The 14,205-nt window shown below is 68.6% G+C and carries 19 protein-coding genes; 6 read left to right on the top strand and 13 right to left on the bottom strand.

Annotated features, from left to right (window positions below):
* The first annotated feature begins 19 nt into the window (after positions 1-19).
* Positions 20-385 carry a hypothetical protein gene (locus ACSVC7_RS16930; protein WP_448205367.1) on the top strand — a complete coding sequence of 122 codons (366 nt, stop codon included), beginning with the start codon at positions 20-22 and terminating at the stop codon, positions 383-385.
* A 142-nt stretch (positions 386-527) separates the two neighbouring features.
* Here the strand turns inward: ACSVC7_RS16930 and ACSVC7_RS16925 are convergent, their stop codons facing one another.
* The 11 genes from ACSVC7_RS16925 to ACSVC7_RS16875 form a co-directional block, all read right to left on the bottom strand.
* Positions 528-800, bottom strand: a complete 273-nt coding sequence (locus ACSVC7_RS16925; protein ID WP_448205366.1) for a hypothetical protein — start codon at positions 798-800, stop codon at positions 528-530.
* A gap of 191 nt (positions 801-991) precedes the next feature.
* Positions 992-1,954, bottom strand: coding sequence for a hypothetical protein (locus tag ACSVC7_RS16920; protein ID WP_448205365.1), 963 nt, complete (start codon positions 1,952-1,954; stop codon positions 992-994).
* A 204-nt stretch (positions 1,955-2,158) separates the two neighbouring features.
* The gene (locus ACSVC7_RS16915) at positions 2,159-3,040 is read right to left on the bottom strand and encodes a Mom family adenine methylcarbamoylation protein (RefSeq protein WP_448205364.1); all 882 of its coding nucleotides are present in this window, start codon (positions 3,038-3,040) and stop codon (positions 2,159-2,161) included.
* Positions 3,033-3,716, bottom strand: coding sequence for a hypothetical protein (locus tag ACSVC7_RS16910; protein WP_448205363.1), 684 nt, complete (start codon positions 3,714-3,716; stop codon positions 3,033-3,035). The genes ACSVC7_RS16915 and ACSVC7_RS16910 overlap by 8 nt, the downstream gene beginning before the upstream one ends.
* Before the next feature lie 62 nt (positions 3,717-3,778).
* Positions 3,779-4,372, bottom strand: a complete 594-nt coding sequence (locus tag ACSVC7_RS16905) for a hypothetical protein (protein ID WP_448205362.1) — start codon at positions 4,370-4,372, stop codon at positions 3,779-3,781.
* A gap of 53 nt (positions 4,373-4,425) precedes the next feature.
* Entirely contained in the window at positions 4,426-4,926 is a 501-nt protein-coding gene (locus ACSVC7_RS16900; protein ID WP_448205361.1) for a hypothetical protein, read from the bottom strand.
* A 37-nt stretch (positions 4,927-4,963) separates the two neighbouring features.
* The gene (locus ACSVC7_RS16895) at positions 4,964-5,623 is read right to left on the bottom strand and encodes a hypothetical protein (RefSeq protein ID WP_448205360.1); all 660 of its coding nucleotides are present in this window, start codon (positions 5,621-5,623) and stop codon (positions 4,964-4,966) included.
* Positions 5,624-5,701: 78 nt separating this feature from the next.
* On the bottom strand, positions 5,702-6,007 hold the full coding sequence (locus ACSVC7_RS16890; protein WP_448205359.1) for a DUF7688 family protein: 306 nt from the start codon (positions 6,005-6,007) through the stop codon (positions 5,702-5,704).
* A 304-nt stretch (positions 6,008-6,311) separates the two neighbouring features.
* The gene (locus ACSVC7_RS16885) at positions 6,312-6,740 is read right to left on the bottom strand and encodes a hypothetical protein (protein WP_448205358.1); all 429 of its coding nucleotides are present in this window, start codon (positions 6,738-6,740) and stop codon (positions 6,312-6,314) included.
* Positions 6,740-7,273, bottom strand: a complete 534-nt coding sequence (locus tag ACSVC7_RS16880; RefSeq protein ID WP_448205357.1) for a hypothetical protein — start codon at positions 7,271-7,273, stop codon at positions 6,740-6,742. Before ACSVC7_RS16880 ends, ACSVC7_RS16885 begins: the two co-directional genes overlap by 1 nt.
* Positions 7,273-7,641, bottom strand: a complete 369-nt coding sequence (locus ACSVC7_RS16875; RefSeq protein WP_483508440.1) for a hypothetical protein — start codon at positions 7,639-7,641, stop codon at positions 7,273-7,275. Before ACSVC7_RS16875 ends, ACSVC7_RS16880 begins: the two co-directional genes overlap by 1 nt.
* A gap of 401 nt (positions 7,642-8,042) precedes the next feature.
* On the opposite strand from ACSVC7_RS16875, the gene ACSVC7_RS16870 reads away from it, so the two are divergent.
* A complete protein-coding gene (locus tag ACSVC7_RS16870; protein WP_448205355.1) occupies positions 8,043-9,152 on the top strand; it encodes an ATP-dependent Clp protease proteolytic subunit in 1,110 nt (369 codons plus the stop codon).
* Positions 9,153-9,392: 240 nt separating this feature from the next.
* Here the strand turns inward: ACSVC7_RS16870 and ACSVC7_RS16865 are convergent, their stop codons facing one another.
* Together ACSVC7_RS16865 and ACSVC7_RS16860 are read right to left on the bottom strand one after the other, a co-directional pair.
* The gene (locus tag ACSVC7_RS16865) at positions 9,393-9,740 is read right to left on the bottom strand and encodes a hypothetical protein (RefSeq protein ID WP_448205354.1); all 348 of its coding nucleotides are present in this window, start codon (positions 9,738-9,740) and stop codon (positions 9,393-9,395) included.
* A 124-nt stretch (positions 9,741-9,864) separates the two neighbouring features.
* Positions 9,865-10,089 (bottom strand): hypothetical protein, encoded by a 225-nt coding sequence (locus ACSVC7_RS16860; RefSeq protein ID WP_448205353.1) that lies wholly within the window; start codon positions 10,087-10,089, stop codon positions 9,865-9,867.
* A gap of 110 nt (positions 10,090-10,199) precedes the next feature.
* On the opposite strand from ACSVC7_RS16860, the gene ACSVC7_RS16855 reads away from it, so the two are divergent.
* The 4 genes from ACSVC7_RS16855 to ACSVC7_RS16840 all read left to right on the top strand — a co-directional run bounded on the left by ACSVC7_RS16855 (position 10,200) and on the right by ACSVC7_RS16840 (position 14,180).
* The gene (locus ACSVC7_RS16855; RefSeq protein WP_448205352.1) at positions 10,200-10,421 is read left to right on the top strand and encodes a hypothetical protein; all 222 of its coding nucleotides are present in this window, start codon (positions 10,200-10,202) and stop codon (positions 10,419-10,421) included.
* A 488-nt stretch (positions 10,422-10,909) separates the two neighbouring features.
* Positions 10,910-12,412, top strand: a complete 1,503-nt coding sequence (locus ACSVC7_RS16850; RefSeq protein ID WP_483508437.1) for an adenylate/guanylate cyclase domain-containing protein — start codon at positions 10,910-10,912, stop codon at positions 12,410-12,412.
* Positions 12,409-13,272 carry an E2 domain-containing protein gene (locus ACSVC7_RS16845; protein WP_448205350.1) on the top strand — a complete coding sequence of 288 codons (864 nt, stop codon included), beginning with the start codon at positions 12,409-12,411 and terminating at the stop codon, positions 13,270-13,272. The genes ACSVC7_RS16850 and ACSVC7_RS16845 overlap by 4 nt, the downstream gene beginning before the upstream one ends.
* The gene (locus ACSVC7_RS16840; RefSeq protein ID WP_448205349.1) at positions 13,269-14,180 is read left to right on the top strand and encodes a TIR domain-containing protein; all 912 of its coding nucleotides are present in this window, start codon (positions 13,269-13,271) and stop codon (positions 14,178-14,180) included. Before ACSVC7_RS16845 ends, ACSVC7_RS16840 begins: the two co-directional genes overlap by 4 nt.
* Positions 14,181-14,205: the final 25 nt, after the last annotated feature.

The raw sequence follows: 14,205 nt of genomic DNA, 5'->3' as shown, positions 1-14,205 counted from the left end.
GAATCCAGGGGAAGCATCGATGCCGCCGATTCATGTCGAGGATCCGGACGAGGAACCGGTCTGGACACCCGCCGACATCTTTGTGCCCGCGCCGGACACGCTCGAACTGGAAGAGGTCGAGGGGAAAGCCGACCTGCCGCCGTTGAGCCCCGGCCAAAGGGCTCTCTTCGACCAACTCCTGGCCGGTTGGACATTGTCGTCGAATCCGCACGGGCACTTCTGGCGTCTTCACCCGCCGCCCGGGACGAACTGGCAAGCAAAGGAAGTCCACTTCATGCGGGCACGGGGGTTGGTGCGCCGGCGCATGGTGGTGGCGACGACGGAGGCCGACCGCACGACCTACACGCCGGCCAGACCGAAGGCCTGCGCCCGACAACCGGGATAATTGGGAACTGTGGAGCTGGAGCGCGGCGGCAGGCTGGCCCAGCGGGCGGGACGGCGGGCCAAGCTGCCGTTCCTGGGCCGGCGGTCAGGAGGTTGGGATGGGCACGCCCCGCTCGCGGTGGCTCCCAGCGCACCTGGCCGGATCAGGCTATGCCGGCAGGCGGTGTCTGGGCGAGGGCCGGCCGCTCCAGGTCGGGTTGGAAGTCGGCGCCGAAGAACCGCTCCCCGCGCACGGTGCTGTCGAGGGAGACCGAGCCGTCGCGGTAGAGGGCGGTCAGCACGTCGCGCTCCGAGGCCAGCAGCCGGCCCGCCCGGTCGAAATGCTTGACCCCGGCCGCCAGGGCGGCACGGACCGTGGCCTGACGGGCGAGGGCGGCGGTGAGATTGTCGACGGCGGTGAGAGTGTCGTGGGCCATGAGGATCCGAGCTTTTGGGACGGGCCGGGTGCGCGCGAGGTGTCGCGAGGGCCTGCGTCCAGTGGAGAAGGTACAACGACGCGAGCACCCGGAAAAGGAGAGTGGTAAGCGGGGTCGCTTCTGCCGTTTCGGCAAAGCGGGGTCTCTCATGCGGCGCACAAACCGATCTGCGCGCCGGGCAGAGGGTCCGGTCAGAACAGGGCCAGTTGCCGGACCGGCGGCGGAGATGGCTGGGCCGGTTTGCGCTCCGCGGGATCCGGGGGCGGGGACGGGGCTGGCGCCGGCGTATCGGATGGAGTTGCGGTGGTAGCTGCGGACCGCGCCCGAGCGGCAGCCAGCCGCGCCGCGCCATCGGCCCGGTTGAGGTCGCGCATCTCCTCGTAAGACAGCTCGCGCAGCCCGTAGGGACGGTCGGGCACATCGCCGGGGATCTCCAGGACGAAGTTGCCGAGCACGGGCCGGAAGGTTGGGCGGTAGCCTCGCGCGCCGGCGCCGGTGTAGCGCAGCGTGCGGCGCAGGACAGCCTCCAGATCGGCAGAGCCGTCGGCGACGCCCGCCAGTTCCGGCGGGATCGCATCGGCTGGCACGGCGAAGTGCCGGTAGACGCCGAACAGGCGCCGTGACCCGCTGGAGACCGCCTGATCCAGGGCGGGGTCCTCGGTGATATCGGGCTCGTCATCGCTGAGGTCGGCGGTGTCGGCCGCAGTGTCGGCGGCATCGGGAACCGCACTGGGCGCCGGGGTGGGGGCGGGCGGCGCGCTCGACGGGACGGCCGATGCGGGCGGGCTCGTCGGCGGTGCGGCGGAGTCTTCGTCGGCCCGGGACGGGACAGGGATCCCAAAGACCGCGCGCAACTCCGCGAGCAGCTCGGCGCCACGGAGAACCAGGTCCGCGTCCTGCTGCCACGGGGCGGGCGATCGCCCGACGATGAGCGTGGGGCCGAACTTCTGGACCGCGACGCTGTGGCCGGCGACGCGCGTGTAATACCCGTCCCACGGCTGGCCACGGAGGCTGCGCACAAGAACCGTGCCGGAGGTCGGGCGGCCGGCGAAAGTCGCCATGGACGGCAGGATCGTCGCCAAAGCCTTGCGAGCGACGTCGAGCGCCGCGTGAGGCCGGACTTCGTCAGACGAACAGGTGTTCGGGGCGGTCATGGGCAGCTCCAGCGTCAGAATGACAGCGCGCATCACGCGCGGCGCGGTCATCCAAGGCCGAGGGGAAGCGTAGGGTGGGGCGGCAGTGCGCGCAAGGCGCTGCAGCACATGCGCGAATATAACCGGTCCCGCTTAATGCTAAGAGCAGAAAAGCGGCCCCGCTTTTCGAATAATCAGCGGACCGGAGACGACGGCGACCTTGCCTCACTCTGCGACCGGCAGGCCTTTCTTCGGATAGGGGAGCGCTGGCGCGAAGGTCCGGCTGGTGTCCCAGCGGGTCCGGCGGTCCCCCACCGCGAAGACGTAGGTGTGATTGCCGTTATGCTTCAGGCGCCGGAAGGGGCCTTCGGCCAGGGCGCGCCGGACGTAATCCCGGCCGGACTCGAAGGGAAGCCGGGGCGGGGCGCCGGCCACGCGCAGCCGCTCGTAAGCGTAGGCGGCCCCGCGCTCGTCCTTGCGCAGCTTGGTGAGGGCGCGCGGGCTGATGATCCGCCCGGCTTGGTCCAGGATGTGGGTGCGCGGCTCGCTGCGCCCGACGTAACGGGCGTTTGATGCCTGATACACCACGCCTACATGCCCTGGCAGGGTGACCGCCCCGTCGACGCTGGAGCGCGGCACCGGATCGCTGTAGGAGAGCACGGCCCGGAAGCGCTGGGCGCCGCCGCCGTCCCGCAGGGCCGCCAGCAGATCGAATGCGCGCGCCAGAAAATGGCTCTCGCCGTTCGCCTCCACCTCATCCACCAGCACAAATCGGCCAAGCTCGCACCCCGCGCTGGTGCCGGCGTGCGCCGCCACCGCGTTGGGGTTCATCGGCACCGAGAAGACGGCCGTACCGACCAGCTCGGCGCGGCGGAACGGCGCCGTGCGGAACAACCCCACGCGGAAGAGCGCGGCCGGATAGCTGCCGCTGTAATGGTGCTGCATCACAAAGGCGCGGGCGGCGCCCTCATCGATCTCCTCCACGCCGTATCGGCGCGGGTCGATGGGCTCGCCCGCCGAGCGGTAGGAGGCGCGGCCCGCCGTCCAGCGCTGACACGCACGGGCGGCGGGCGGCGGCGTGAGGTCCAGGGTCAGCTGGTCACGCATGGAGGGGCACCTGCCGCTCCTCGATGACATAGGTTTCCGACGGGTGGCCGTCGAAGTAGGCGACGATCACCTCCTGGTCGGTCAGGCTGGTGTGATCGTCGGGAGCCGAGCGATCGGTGCGCTCCGCCCACCAGGTGCGTGCGGTCGCGGCCTTCTCGGCTTCCGCCGCCTCGCGCGTGGCGTGCACCTCGACGGTGGTGCCGTGGCGATGGTCGTAGAGGCCGACGAACACCGGCACCCTGGCCGGCGCCGGGGCGACGGACCAGCCGGTCAGATCGGCCGCGCTGTCGGCCGGCAGGAGGCCCGCAGCGCCGTCGAACTGCGTCTGCAGGGCGAAGCGGAGCTTGTCGAGGACGTGCTTCTGCTCGGCCTGGCTGAGCGGACGGTCGAAGACGAGTTGGGTGGTGAAAGCGACCGAGAACCGGTTGGAAACGTTCGTGAGGTCGGACGGGGGCACGAAGGCCGGGGCATCGCCCCCATCGGCGGACGAAGAGCGGTCGAAGTCCTTCAGAGCGTCCAGGACGCGCTCCGCGATCCGCTCCGCCGCGCGCACGTCCGCCGCGTCGTTTCCGGTGTCGTGGATCGGCACCTCGCAGAGCACCTTGTCGGTGCCGGTCTCGTAAATCGAGACGTGCGGGCGTTCGGCGGCGTTGGCCGTGTAGAAGTCGAGAGTCATAGCAAGAGCCCCGTATGCAATGGAATGAAAGGAAGGGGGGAGCCACCGGAAGACGGCAGGCGTCAGAACATGCTGAGCTGGACGGGCGTGGGCGCGGCGGTCATCGCCTTCGCGGCGACCGCCGGGGCGACCGTCGTGGGCGCTGCCTGGGCCGGGAGCGCCGTCGCGGTGTCGGCGGGCGCAAAGGCATCGAACAAAGCCGTCTGCTCGGGATAGGCGATGGCGGTCAGCAACTCGGCCATGCGCGCGCAGTCGCGGCGCGTGCCGGACGTGGCGAGGCTGCTCTGCGACTTGGCCTCCGTGGCGAAGACCTCGGCGCACCGCGCCGCCTCGGCCCGGATCGCGTCCTCGCGCGACCGGTAGCCCCGCCGCGCCCAGACGCTGACGCCGTCGAGGCAGCTGACCAGGTGCGCGTTGTAGTCGCTGCCGCTCAGCCAGAGGCCGTTTCGGGTCAGCGCCAGCGAGACCCTCACGGAGCATTTTCCGACCTGGGCCAGCGTGACCGTGTCGCGCTCGACGAACACCGTGTCCCAATCGGTCCCGCCGTGCCACCGGATCAGCCAGTCCGTCGCCTTCTTGTACCCGTCGTACGGCTGGCCGGGACCGGCCTGCATGACGATCGGCGTCAAATCAACGAAAGGGATGGGCGTGGTCATGGAAGCGATCCGGTGAAGCGGCGGGAGCGATGGGCGGGACGGGGAGGGGCGGCTTACGCCGCCGCTTGCGCGGGCTGGGGGCAGAGCTGCTGCTGCAGCCACTGCGCGGTGCAGAAGGTGTTCACCGCGTGGCGGGTGACCACCGTGGCGCCGCCGCCGAAGGTGTCGGCGCTCGGGCGAGGGCTGGTGTCGGCCCAGGCAAAGCCGACATGGTCGTTGCGGCCGAAGGTGCGCAGCGTGGCCCGGATCACGCCCACCACCGCGTCGACCGCCGCGCGCCCCTGTCCGTCGCGGACCCACAGCCGCCCGGCCTCGTCGAGGGACCAGGCGCAGCCGGTGTCGGTGCCCACCTCGGCGTGGATCGCGCGGGCGGCGGTGAAGACCGCGTCGCTGCTGCCGTTGAACGTGATCCACTCGGCGGCGTCGCGGTCGTCGTCCGGGTCCACCTGGCCGAAGCCGATGGCGTCGACGGCGCGGGCAAGCGCGATGGCGTGGCGCGAAACGCCCTCGGGCCAGGGGATGGTGAAGGACAGGCGGGTGGAGGGAGCAGCCATGGACGATCTCCTGTCACGCGGTCGTTGAGGGAAGGGATCAGGCAAAGAGGCGCACGTCGGGGCCGCAGAACAGCCGGTCCACGTCGCGCGGTTCGGTCTGGTTCCACCAGTCCACCGTGAGGGACGGGCTGGCGGCGGCGCGCGCGCCGTCCAGATGGCGGGTGCAGAGGAAAAGCTGCAGGTCGGCCGGGTCGAGAAGGTTGAACACGCAGGCGCGTTCCAGACCATCGGGGCCGTCGCGCTCCGTGCCCGGCTTGTGGGCGCGCAGCAGGGCGAGCGCATCCCGATAATAGGCGGACAGAGTGGCCGCCACCGCGTCGCGCAGGGTGAACCGCCCGGTGATCGCGGCGCCGGCCTGCACCACCTCCGTGTGCGGCACCGCCCCCGCGACGGCGCGGCGCACGGCGGCGATGTAGGCCTCGGCCTTGGTGTCGCGGCCGCGCAGCTTCATCCCGCCGCCCTCGCACGCGGCGGCGAACCGCACCGCGTCGCGCATCACCTCCCACGCAGCTCCGGCGGCGAGCACGCTCCAGGAGCGGCTCACCCGCCCGTCCTGGTGGATGACGTTGTTGTCGCCGCCCTCCTCCAGCAGCAGCACGACGTCCTCATGGCGCGTGCCGAAGGGACGCGGCAGGGCAGGGAAAGCGCCGACGGCGACACGCACGGCGAGATGGCGGAAGACGATGCGGTGGGACATGGCGGCGAACTCCGGTCAGGAATGGACGGGCGCAAGCGGCTTCTCGGCCATGACGATCACCTGTCAGAAGCGGTTGGATCAGGAGGCGAGCGCGAGCGCGCTGAGCCGCAAGCGGGCGGGCGCGGGGTCGCCCAGCACGTGGCGCGCAACCGTGGCGCCGTCCGGCGCGCGGACGGCCAGCTCGGTGCCCGCGACCAGGCCGTTTTCGTCGTCCAGCATCGCGTGGCCCATGTAGCGCAGGTACGCGGCGTGGCCGCCGAACTGGCACGGCGCGTCCTGGAAGTTGACGCCCGTCAGGTTGTTGAAGACGACGCCCACGGACCCGGCGTCACCGAAGAGAGCGGGCTTGCCGTTGACGAGAATTTGGTAGCGGCTGTCGGTCATGGCCGGGGCCTTTTGTGTCGGGCTGGCGGTCGCGCTGGCCTCGCCGGGGTGGGTTTGGCGCGCTGTGTTGTTGCCCATTTTAAAGAGAACCAAAGCCTCGACAACAATAAAGCCGGTCTTTATTGGCGTTTGTTTATAGTATCGGATTACCAGCTAGGGTCCGTTAGTGACGAGCAAGGCGGGATAGTCGCGCGAACTCTGTCCATTGAGAACACGAACCGCCCAGACGCTGCGGGCCGATCCGCGCGCGAGGCCGGACCGGCCGACGGCGCCGGAACACTTACCCTGGCCGGGTCGTGGGGCGTCAGCCGCCCCACGGATAAGGCGCGGCCTCCGCTTCCTCCGGCGGGTCCCGCAGCGCCCGGCCGAGCTGCAGCGCCGTGAGGGGATCGGGACGCCACGTCTCGGGCAGTGGCGGGAAGCTGGCCATGTCACGGTCGGCGGCGGCCGCCGCGTCGGGTCCAAGGGCGTCGCGCAGCCCTGCCAGGATCAGGCGCACGGCCTCGCGCATTTCGACATCGGCGCGCAGGTCCTGGGCGGTGGAGTCGCACCAGCGGCCGTCGTCGATGGCGTCGTGGTTCTCCTCGATGGGCCGGTCATCGGGCGCGACGGCGCGGTACAGGTGCGCGCCGTCCGGCGCGGCGTCCTTGCGGTACACCACGCCGGACACGCCGATCGCGTCGAGGAGCGGCGTCCAGAGGACGAGCGGTTGGCCGTTGGCGGCGGTCAGCATCACGCCGCCTCGCGCAGCGCAGCGGGCTGCTCGTCCAGCTCGTCGACGCGATCGCGCAGCTGGGCGACGGCCCGCTGGCACTGGCGCTCGGAAAGGTCCAGGCCGTGCGCCTCGCAGGCCGCGACGAGCATGGTGTCGATCATGTCGTCGTCGTCGGGGCCGGGGCGGTAGTCGTGGGCCCGGGCGTGCTCCAGCGCGGCGTCGACGGCGGCGATCACGTCCTTGTCCAGGTCGGTGCCCCGGAAGGGCACCCACAGCCAGGACTGCACGTAGGCCCCGTTGTCGGACCCCTCGCTGACGATGGAGCAGTCGTTGATCTCCAGCTCGCCCTCGCAAACGCAGGCCATCTCCTGCGCCGTCTCGCGGATCAGCGCGTCGCGGGCGGGGTCCTGGGACACGGCGCAGACGCTGACGCTCGCCCCGGCGGGCTTGAGCAGCGTGGTGGCGACGAAGGCCGCGATCTGGTCGCGGAGCGCCTTGGCGGTGGCGGCGTCGGGCGCGGTGATGGTGGTGAGAAAGGGGAAGTCGGGCATCACGCGGCCTCCTCGGTGGCATCCTGCTCCTGCACGACCTCGTCCGCGAACATGCGGATGGCGCGCTCGGCCATCTCCACGGCGGCGTCCTCGGTCATGCCGATCGCCATCGCCATGTGGAGCCCATCGGTGATGAAGTCCTGGATGACGGTCGGCGCGTCCCCCTCCAGGCCGTGCTGCTCGACCATGCCGGTGAAGGTCCGCCCGCCGAAGGTGGTGCGGGCGAAGCTGTCCAGGCCTGTGCGCACCCACTCGCCGCGCTCGGAGTTGCGGGGTTCCCCGGTCAGCGGGTGGTGGGCGATGGTGTCGTTGGCTACGGGCAAGCAACCAACCGGCTTGCGGACCGCGACAGTTCTGTGGGTGTCCATGTGTCCTCCGGGCTATTGGCCTGTGGTGTGCGTCGGTGAAGACAACGTGAGCCGACACCACAGCACCAACAAGAACAAACCGGAAGACTGCGAGCGTTTAATTCCAGGAACTGGAACATCGGCGCGCTGTCAGTGCGGGTCTTTACTCGTGAGATCAGAAGAGAAAAACATCACGCGCGGACCTGATCCCTTCCGCGCCATGGCGCGAACCGGCATGACGCAACGCGGTCGCAAGCGGACGATGAGGTCGGGTGGACCGGGGCGACCCGAACCCCGTCCTGGCCGGAGCGCGCGGGGAAAAAACGCAGAATCAAGGAATACCCGCTCCGAAGGTGGTAGGGTGCCCTCACGCATCTCAATCAGAGCGTCGCCAACCCGGCTACATCGAAAAGGAGATTTTCGTGCTCCCCGCCTTGCCTCTCGCGTTGTACTGCGTGACCATCGTCGTGGAGATGGGACTGCTGGCTTTGGCCCCGGTCCTGCGCCCCGCGCTGCCGATCCTCTATCTCGCCGTTCCGGTGCCTTTGGCCCTGTTCTTCGCTGGCGTCGTCACCATGCTGAGGGACATGAATGGCGAAACCTCCCCCACTGCCGCCGTGGGCCTGGCGGTGGTCATCGCGGTGGGTCTCGCCGCCCTCGGGTACTGGGCCGTGGCGGCGCTCCTGTGCAAGCTGGACCGGGCCGCCGTCCAGCGCAACTTCGACGCGGAGTCCGCCAAGTACCGCTTCGACGAGGCGGAGTTTCGCCGCATGTGGCACGGGATCACCGCCCGCACGGTGATCGGCACCGCCGTCGCTGCAGTCCTCCTCGCCCACGCGGCAGGCCTCTTCGACACCAGCGCGCCCCCTGACGAGGCGATCGTCCCCGAGCCGAGCGGGTCAACCCTGGTTGTCAAGGGCATGATCACGACCGAAACCAAGAAGAGCTTCTCGCGCGCTCTGGTGAAGATTCTGGCGACCACGCCGTCGAGCGAACCCCTTCGCATCGAACTCGACAGCGAAGGCGGCATGGTCATGGCCATGAAGGACATGATCGACCTGCTGAAGGGCCTTCCGCCTGACCGGACCATCGTCACGGAAGTGAGGGACGACGGTGTCTGCGCCTCGGCCTGCGTGCCTCTCTGGCTCGCCGGGCAGGAGCGCAAGCTTCCAGACTCCGCCCGCCTGATGATCCACGAGGAAACGCTGGGGGTGCTCACCAGCTCGGCGACCACCACCATCCTGTTCCACGGCAGCCTATACCTGCAGTCGCGCGTCCGCTCCGCGCTCTGGACGTCCGAAGCCCGTAAGGGCATCCAGGAAAGCTCGCCAAGCCTGGACCAGTTCGCCGAGCGCGAGGGAGTCTGGCACTGGTGGAACCGCCGCGACTGCTGGCTCTCCGGCGCTGACATCAACACGTCGTTCCCGGCGCTGCTGAAGGCCGAACGCGGCCTGAGCGAGCCTCCGGCCGTTCCCACCGAGCTGCGGTGCCGCTGGACGGACCCGAACGACAAGGTGCAAGCGTCGAAATGAGCGGCAGCCTCACGCCCTTCGCATACTGATCCAGGGCGGACGGCAACACCGTTCGTCGCAAACCGAAACCGACGCACGAGACCCGACCGGCCAGACAGGCGAGCGTCACTCGCCCCTGGCCGGTCTTGCTTCCTCCAGAACCGGTGGTTGTCTGAGCGGCAGGCTCAGTTCGAACGCCCGTGTTTCTGTTCCCGGTCGCGCGCCGCTGAGCGGCGAGCGCCGGGAATGGCGATGTCTAGGTCAACGGCTCCAGCGGGCAGCCTCCTCGATGCTCTCCATCTGGCGGGTGTGCCAATCGCCGATGTCACCACCCGCCTCCGAAGAAAAGGAGCCGATGGCGTAGCTCGTCAGCCGGTTCGCCTCCAGGGCGACCGCCGTCGCGCACGCCGTGTCGCCCTGGCTCTGCGTCTCCTGCCAAATCTTCTGAAGCGCGGAGACTTGCTCGGTGGTCAGCGGGAGATTCTTCGCCCGGCTGTCATTCCAGCGCGTCACCTTGGCGTGGTCGGTATAAACGGAGACGGAGACGGCAGAGGGGCCGCCGGTCCAACCGACACTGAAAAGCTTTTCGCTCGTGCTATCGGTGCCCATGGTCTATCACTCCTGAAGGGAAGGGCCGCATCGCAGTGATACGGCGGGCCACCTGCACGGTGGCAAAATTGCAGGTTCTCGACGTGCACTAGAGCCGTCGGCGGCGACATATTTTTCCTGCCGGTTACGATCCCTTGGCCGCGCCCCGGCGTCGTTCCAATACCGCCACGCGCACCGCCATCCGCAGAAAGACGGCCAGCGGCATCGACACGCCGCGCGCCCCATTCACCTGCTCATTGACGTGCTGCCGCGTGTACCGCGTCCCGGCAACTCGGTTGAACCGCCGCGCGGTCTCGGATGGCCCCCAGCCGAAGAGGCTCAAGATCTTTCTGGCTCGATCCTGGGTCATGAGGCGAGCATACCCTTATGCAACGCGTAGCGCAAGCGCACTACGCTTCTGTTTGCTATCGTAGCGCAAGTGCGCTACAATGTCGGCGTTGGCAGACGCTGGAGGCGAACATGGCGGGATTGGTTGTGCTGGCCTTCATCGTGGGCGCCCTCGTGAAGTTCTACACGTGGTTGATGGGCAACCCCGCCGATACCAAGACGGAGCCACGTCGGCGGGCGGGCGGCAGCTTTGTATCCGAGGGGATCGTCGCATACAGCCCGTTCATCGACGATCCGGGCCGCATCGCCGGCCAGATGAGCGCCCTGGCATTCAACAAGCGTCCGGCTTGGTAAACAGGGCCTCAGCGCATTCGCGACGACGCGCACCAAGCCGCCCCGGCAAGCTCCTGAGCCCGGCACCTTGGCCGAATGCACGGTTTCGGCCAGCCACTTGGACCGGGCGTGGAAATCAGTCTGGCGGAGGGATGAGCCTGGGCAGGCTGCAAACGATCGGGGCTTTGGGGCGTATCACCGCATCCGCCGCCTGCCTCGGCGTGCGCCCCCAGCAAAGAGGCAGCCACCCCGCCGCGCTGCCGTGAAGAGGTGGCCGCCCCCACACCAGTGGCGAGCAAAGCCGGTGCGCCGCGCATCGGGTTAACTCTTTTAGGTTACCACCTGCTGTCCCTTGATTCTCCAAAAGTCTATTGTATCTATGAAACACCTCGTAATTGCGGAACCCAAGGGCACGACCGCCGAACCGGAAGCCGCGGGCGAGGTGCGCGCCAGCCAGGGTGGTGGCGCGCGCCGACTGGACGCGACCAACGTTTGACGGAGTGACGCACGTGGCATGGAAGGAAAGCAAGGCCGCTGACCGGATCGGGAAGGCTCTGGCGGCGGTGGACAAAGTGACCGTCAAGGACTTCACGCGGGAGATGAGCCTCGACGGCATCAAGGTCACCGACGCGTATCGGGTGAACGCGGTCCACCTCTACATCGACCTGCTGAACGCCGAATCGCTGCTGGGCACTGACAGCGAAACCGAGCAGAAGCACCGCCGCGTGCTCCGCTTCCTCAACCTCCACCAGCGCGCCGTGGAAGCCATCCTGAACGGGGCTGGCGCCGTGAAGGTCGACTTCCACAACCAGCGCCTCCACGCCGTTGTCACGCATCCACTGAACGACGAAGCAAAGCGCATTCACAAGGCGGTGGCCATCGCCAGCCTGATCGTCGACCTGCTGGCCGAAGTGTCCGACCCCAACGACGTGCTGCCGGCGGCCGTGGTGCGCGTCGGCATCGACAGTGGTCTGGCGCTTGCGGTCAACAACGGACGGCGGGGCAGCCGTGAACCGCTGTTCCTGGGCAACCCGGCCAACTTGGCGGCCAAATTCGCCGCGGGCGCCACGCCCGGCATTTTCGTCACCCCGAACGCACGCGCCGTGGCCGGCTACGAGGAGGTCGAGGATCCGAAGAACACCCCGCTGACCGACGCCGAGATCGCCGGTGCGGAGGAGGCTGCGGACATCGGCATCACCAAGGAAAGTTGCCTCGACACCTGGGAGGAGGAGCTGGCAAGCCACCCCCTCAAGGAGTTCGAGTTCACGCGGCCGACGCCACCGCTGCGCGACTTCGACGAAACCTTCGATACCGTCGGCCCTGGCGGCTCCCGCCATATCGACAGCTGCAGCATCTACGCGGACATTGATGGCTTCACGGCCTACGTGGCGAAGAACCTGCAGGACGATCCGGAGGCGGTGGTGCGTGCGCTCCATGTGCTGCGGTCCGAACTGGACAGCGTGCTCCACAGCGACTTCGGCGGCTTGAAGGTACGGTTCATTGGGGATTGCGTGCACGGCGTCCTGGCGGAAGGCGCCAAGGTGACCGACCGGGAGGCGAGCGTTTCCACTGCGGTGCTCTGTGCCGCGGCCATGCGCTCCAGCTTCGACCTTGCCAAGGAGAAAGTCGAGGGCATCGACGAGCTTGGGTTGGCCATCGGCATTGACCTTGGCCCGGCATCGCTGACCCGTCTCGGCGTGCGCGGCGCGCGCAACCGCTGCTCCATCGGCCGCGCCACCTTCCGGGCCGAGCGCGAACAGTCCGGCTGCGACGGCAGCCAAACGGCTCTGGGCGAAGCGGCCTACGCCGCGGCGACGGCCGGCGTCCAGGAACTGTTCGGGGAAGATCGTCGCCGCGCCGGCCTGACGTACGACGATGCGGTGGAGGCGCTCGACGACGCCGGCGACAGCACGGCCAAGGCGGTGGTCAAAGCCGCGATGGAGGTTGCCCCGGCCTATATCCGCCGGGCAGAGGAAGCCGACGCCCGGCCGCACTCGGACCGCCACTGGTGAGCACCGCTGCCGCACCCGAGACGGCCGGAAGCCTGGACGCGCTGGTGCGCAGCCCTCAGATCAGCCGGCTCTGCCGCACCGCCCTGGCCGATGGGCACGAGGTGCTGTCCATGTCGCCGGGGCGGGCGGCGCTGCGCATCAGCATTCCCATGGCCTCCGGGAGGCTGGTGCCGTTCGACATCGCGGTCGAGACGCGCGTCGGTGACCTGGTGGCCCGCGAGGCCCCCGGCTCCTCCAACCGCCGCCTCCCGTCGGCCTGCCCGGAACGGCACATCAACGAGGACGGCACGTTTTGCCTCTACTGGCGGGACGGCGCGCCGATCGACGCTTCCACGGAGGACGGGGCGCGCCAGTGGCTCGACGCGCTGGTGGCGTATCTGAGGCAGCAGCTGCGCACCAACGTTACCCGCCGCTGGCCGGCCGAATTCGGCTGGGCGCACGGCAAGGCCGCGCTCCACCAGCAACTGGCAGAACTGAAAGCCGCGCTGGTGTCTCCGGCCCTCGCGTGCGCCGTCAGGCGCCGGGAGATCACGGTCGACCGCAAAGGCCTGGCGTTGCTGCTCAACGGACGGCGCGTCGTCGCCAAGGCGAAGAACCGGCCAACGGCGCTGGTGAACCTGCGAAAGGCCTGCCCCTGCGGGCGGACGCGGAAGGGCCGTCCGGTCAGCCGGCGCGACTGCTCCGACCACATGGACTTTCTTATCGACGTGATCGGGCACGTTCACGACCTGCAGCGAACCGAGGCGGGATACATCGCCGCCCTGAAGGCCGGAGGCTTCACCTGCTGCGGAACCATGGACGCTTGCCCGTTCAAGGCGAACGGTGAACCGCGCCACGACAACCCCAAAGGTGAGTCTTGAAGGAACGTTTTGAAGGAGAGGACGGCAAGCGCCGCCTCGTCGAAATGCTTTGCCGTCAGAAGCTGGTGGCGGGCACTCAGGAAATGGCCGCCATACTCGCCGACATGGTGGAGCTGCAGGACATCCAGCCCAACACCGTCATCATCGAACAGGAAGCGGACGACACCGACATCTTCCTGATCCTGGGCGGGACCTTTTCGGTGATCGTGAACGGGCGCGAGGTTGCGACCCGCGGACCAGGTGACCACGTCGGCGAGATGGCCGCCATCGAGCCGATCCAGCGGCGCGCGGCCACCGTCAAGGCGAAGGAGGCGAGCGTCGTTGCCAAGCTGACCGAACCGCAACTGACCCAACTCGGCGATGCGTTTCCGGTGCTCTGGCGCCGCATCGGCCAAGTGCTCGCAGCACGCCTTCGTCAGCGCAACGCGCTGATCAGCGCGTATCGCGACAAGATCAAGGTCTTCATCATCTCGTCCGCCGAGGCGCTACCCATCGCGCGCACCATCCAGAACGCGTTCGAACATGAACCGGTGACGCCCACGCTCTGGACGGACGGGGTGTTCAAGGTGGCCAGCTATACGCTGCAGAGCCTTGAGGACCAGCTTGACCAATCGGATTTCGCGATCGCGATTGCCCACCCGGACGACATGACCGTGAGTCGCGACACCAAGTGGCCGGCGCCGCGGGACAACGTCGTGTTCGAACTCGGCATGTTCATCGGCCGACTGGGGCGTGCGCGGGCCATTCTCATGGAGCCGCGCGATGAAAAGGTGAAGCTCCCCAGCGACTACGCCGGCATCACGACCATTCCCTACCGTTACGAACCCGGCGAAGACGCGGCGGCGCTGATGGCCCCGGCATGCAACAGGATGATTCAGCACATTCGGAAGCTCGGTCCGAACAACTGAGCGGGCATCGCGGGCGGCTCAGCGC

Source organism: Azospirillum mesophilum, from assembly GCF_053470405.2.
Note: the sequence above shows the minus strand (reverse complement) of the source record. Positions and strands in the feature narration are given on the sequence as shown.

Bases quoted from the DNA above. Each gene is read 5' to 3' on its own strand.
- ACSVC7_RS16925 (WP_448205366.1), bottom strand. From the start codon at position 800: ATGGCCCACGACACTCTCACCGCCGTCGACAATCTCACCGCCGCCCTC.
- ACSVC7_RS16905 (WP_448205362.1), bottom strand. From the start codon at position 4,372: ATGACCACGCCCATCCCTTTCGTTGATTTGACGCCGATCGTCATGCAG.
- ACSVC7_RS16900 (WP_448205361.1), bottom strand. From the start codon at position 4,926: ATGGCTGCTCCCTCCACCCGCCTGTCCTTCACCATCCCCTGGCCCGAG.
- ACSVC7_RS16855 (WP_448205352.1), top strand. From the start codon at position 10,200: ATGGCGGGATTGGTTGTGCTGGCCTTCATCGTGGGCGCCCTCGTGAAG.
- ACSVC7_RS16865 (WP_448205354.1), bottom strand. From the start codon at position 9,740: ATGGGCACCGATAGCACGAGCGAAAAGCTTTTCAGTGTCGGTTGGACC.
- ACSVC7_RS16880 (WP_448205357.1), bottom strand. From the start codon at position 7,273: ATGCCCGACTTCCCCTTTCTCACCACCATCACCGCGCCCGACGCCGCC.
- ACSVC7_RS16930 (WP_448205367.1), top strand. From the start codon at position 20: ATGCCGCCGATTCATGTCGAGGATCCGGACGAGGAACCGGTCTGGACA.
- ACSVC7_RS16895 (WP_448205360.1), bottom strand. From the start codon at position 5,623: ATGTCCCACCGCATCGTCTTCCGCCATCTCGCCGTGCGTGTCGCCGTC.
- ACSVC7_RS16860 (WP_448205353.1), bottom strand. From the start codon at position 10,089: ATGACCCAGGATCGAGCCAGAAAGATCTTGAGCCTCTTCGGCTGGGGG.
- ACSVC7_RS16910 (WP_448205363.1), bottom strand. From the start codon at position 3,716: ATGACTCTCGACTTCTACACGGCCAACGCCGCCGAACGCCCGCACGTC.
- ACSVC7_RS16885 (WP_448205358.1), bottom strand. From the start codon at position 6,740: ATGCTGACCGCCGCCAACGGCCAACCGCTCGTCCTCTGGACGCCGCTC.
- ACSVC7_RS16890 (WP_448205359.1), bottom strand. From the start codon at position 6,007: ATGACCGACAGCCGCTACCAAATTCTCGTCAACGGCAAGCCCGCTCTC.
- ACSVC7_RS16875 (WP_483508440.1), bottom strand. From the start codon at position 7,641: ATGGACACCCACAGAACTGTCGCGGTCCGCAAGCCGGTTGGTTGCTTG.
- ACSVC7_RS16920 (WP_448205365.1), bottom strand. From the start codon at position 1,954: ATGACCGCCCCGAACACCTGTTCGTCTGACGAAGTCCGGCCTCACGCG.
- ACSVC7_RS16915 (WP_448205364.1), bottom strand. From the start codon at position 3,040: ATGCGTGACCAGCTGACCCTGGACCTCACGCCGCCGCCCGCCGCCCGT.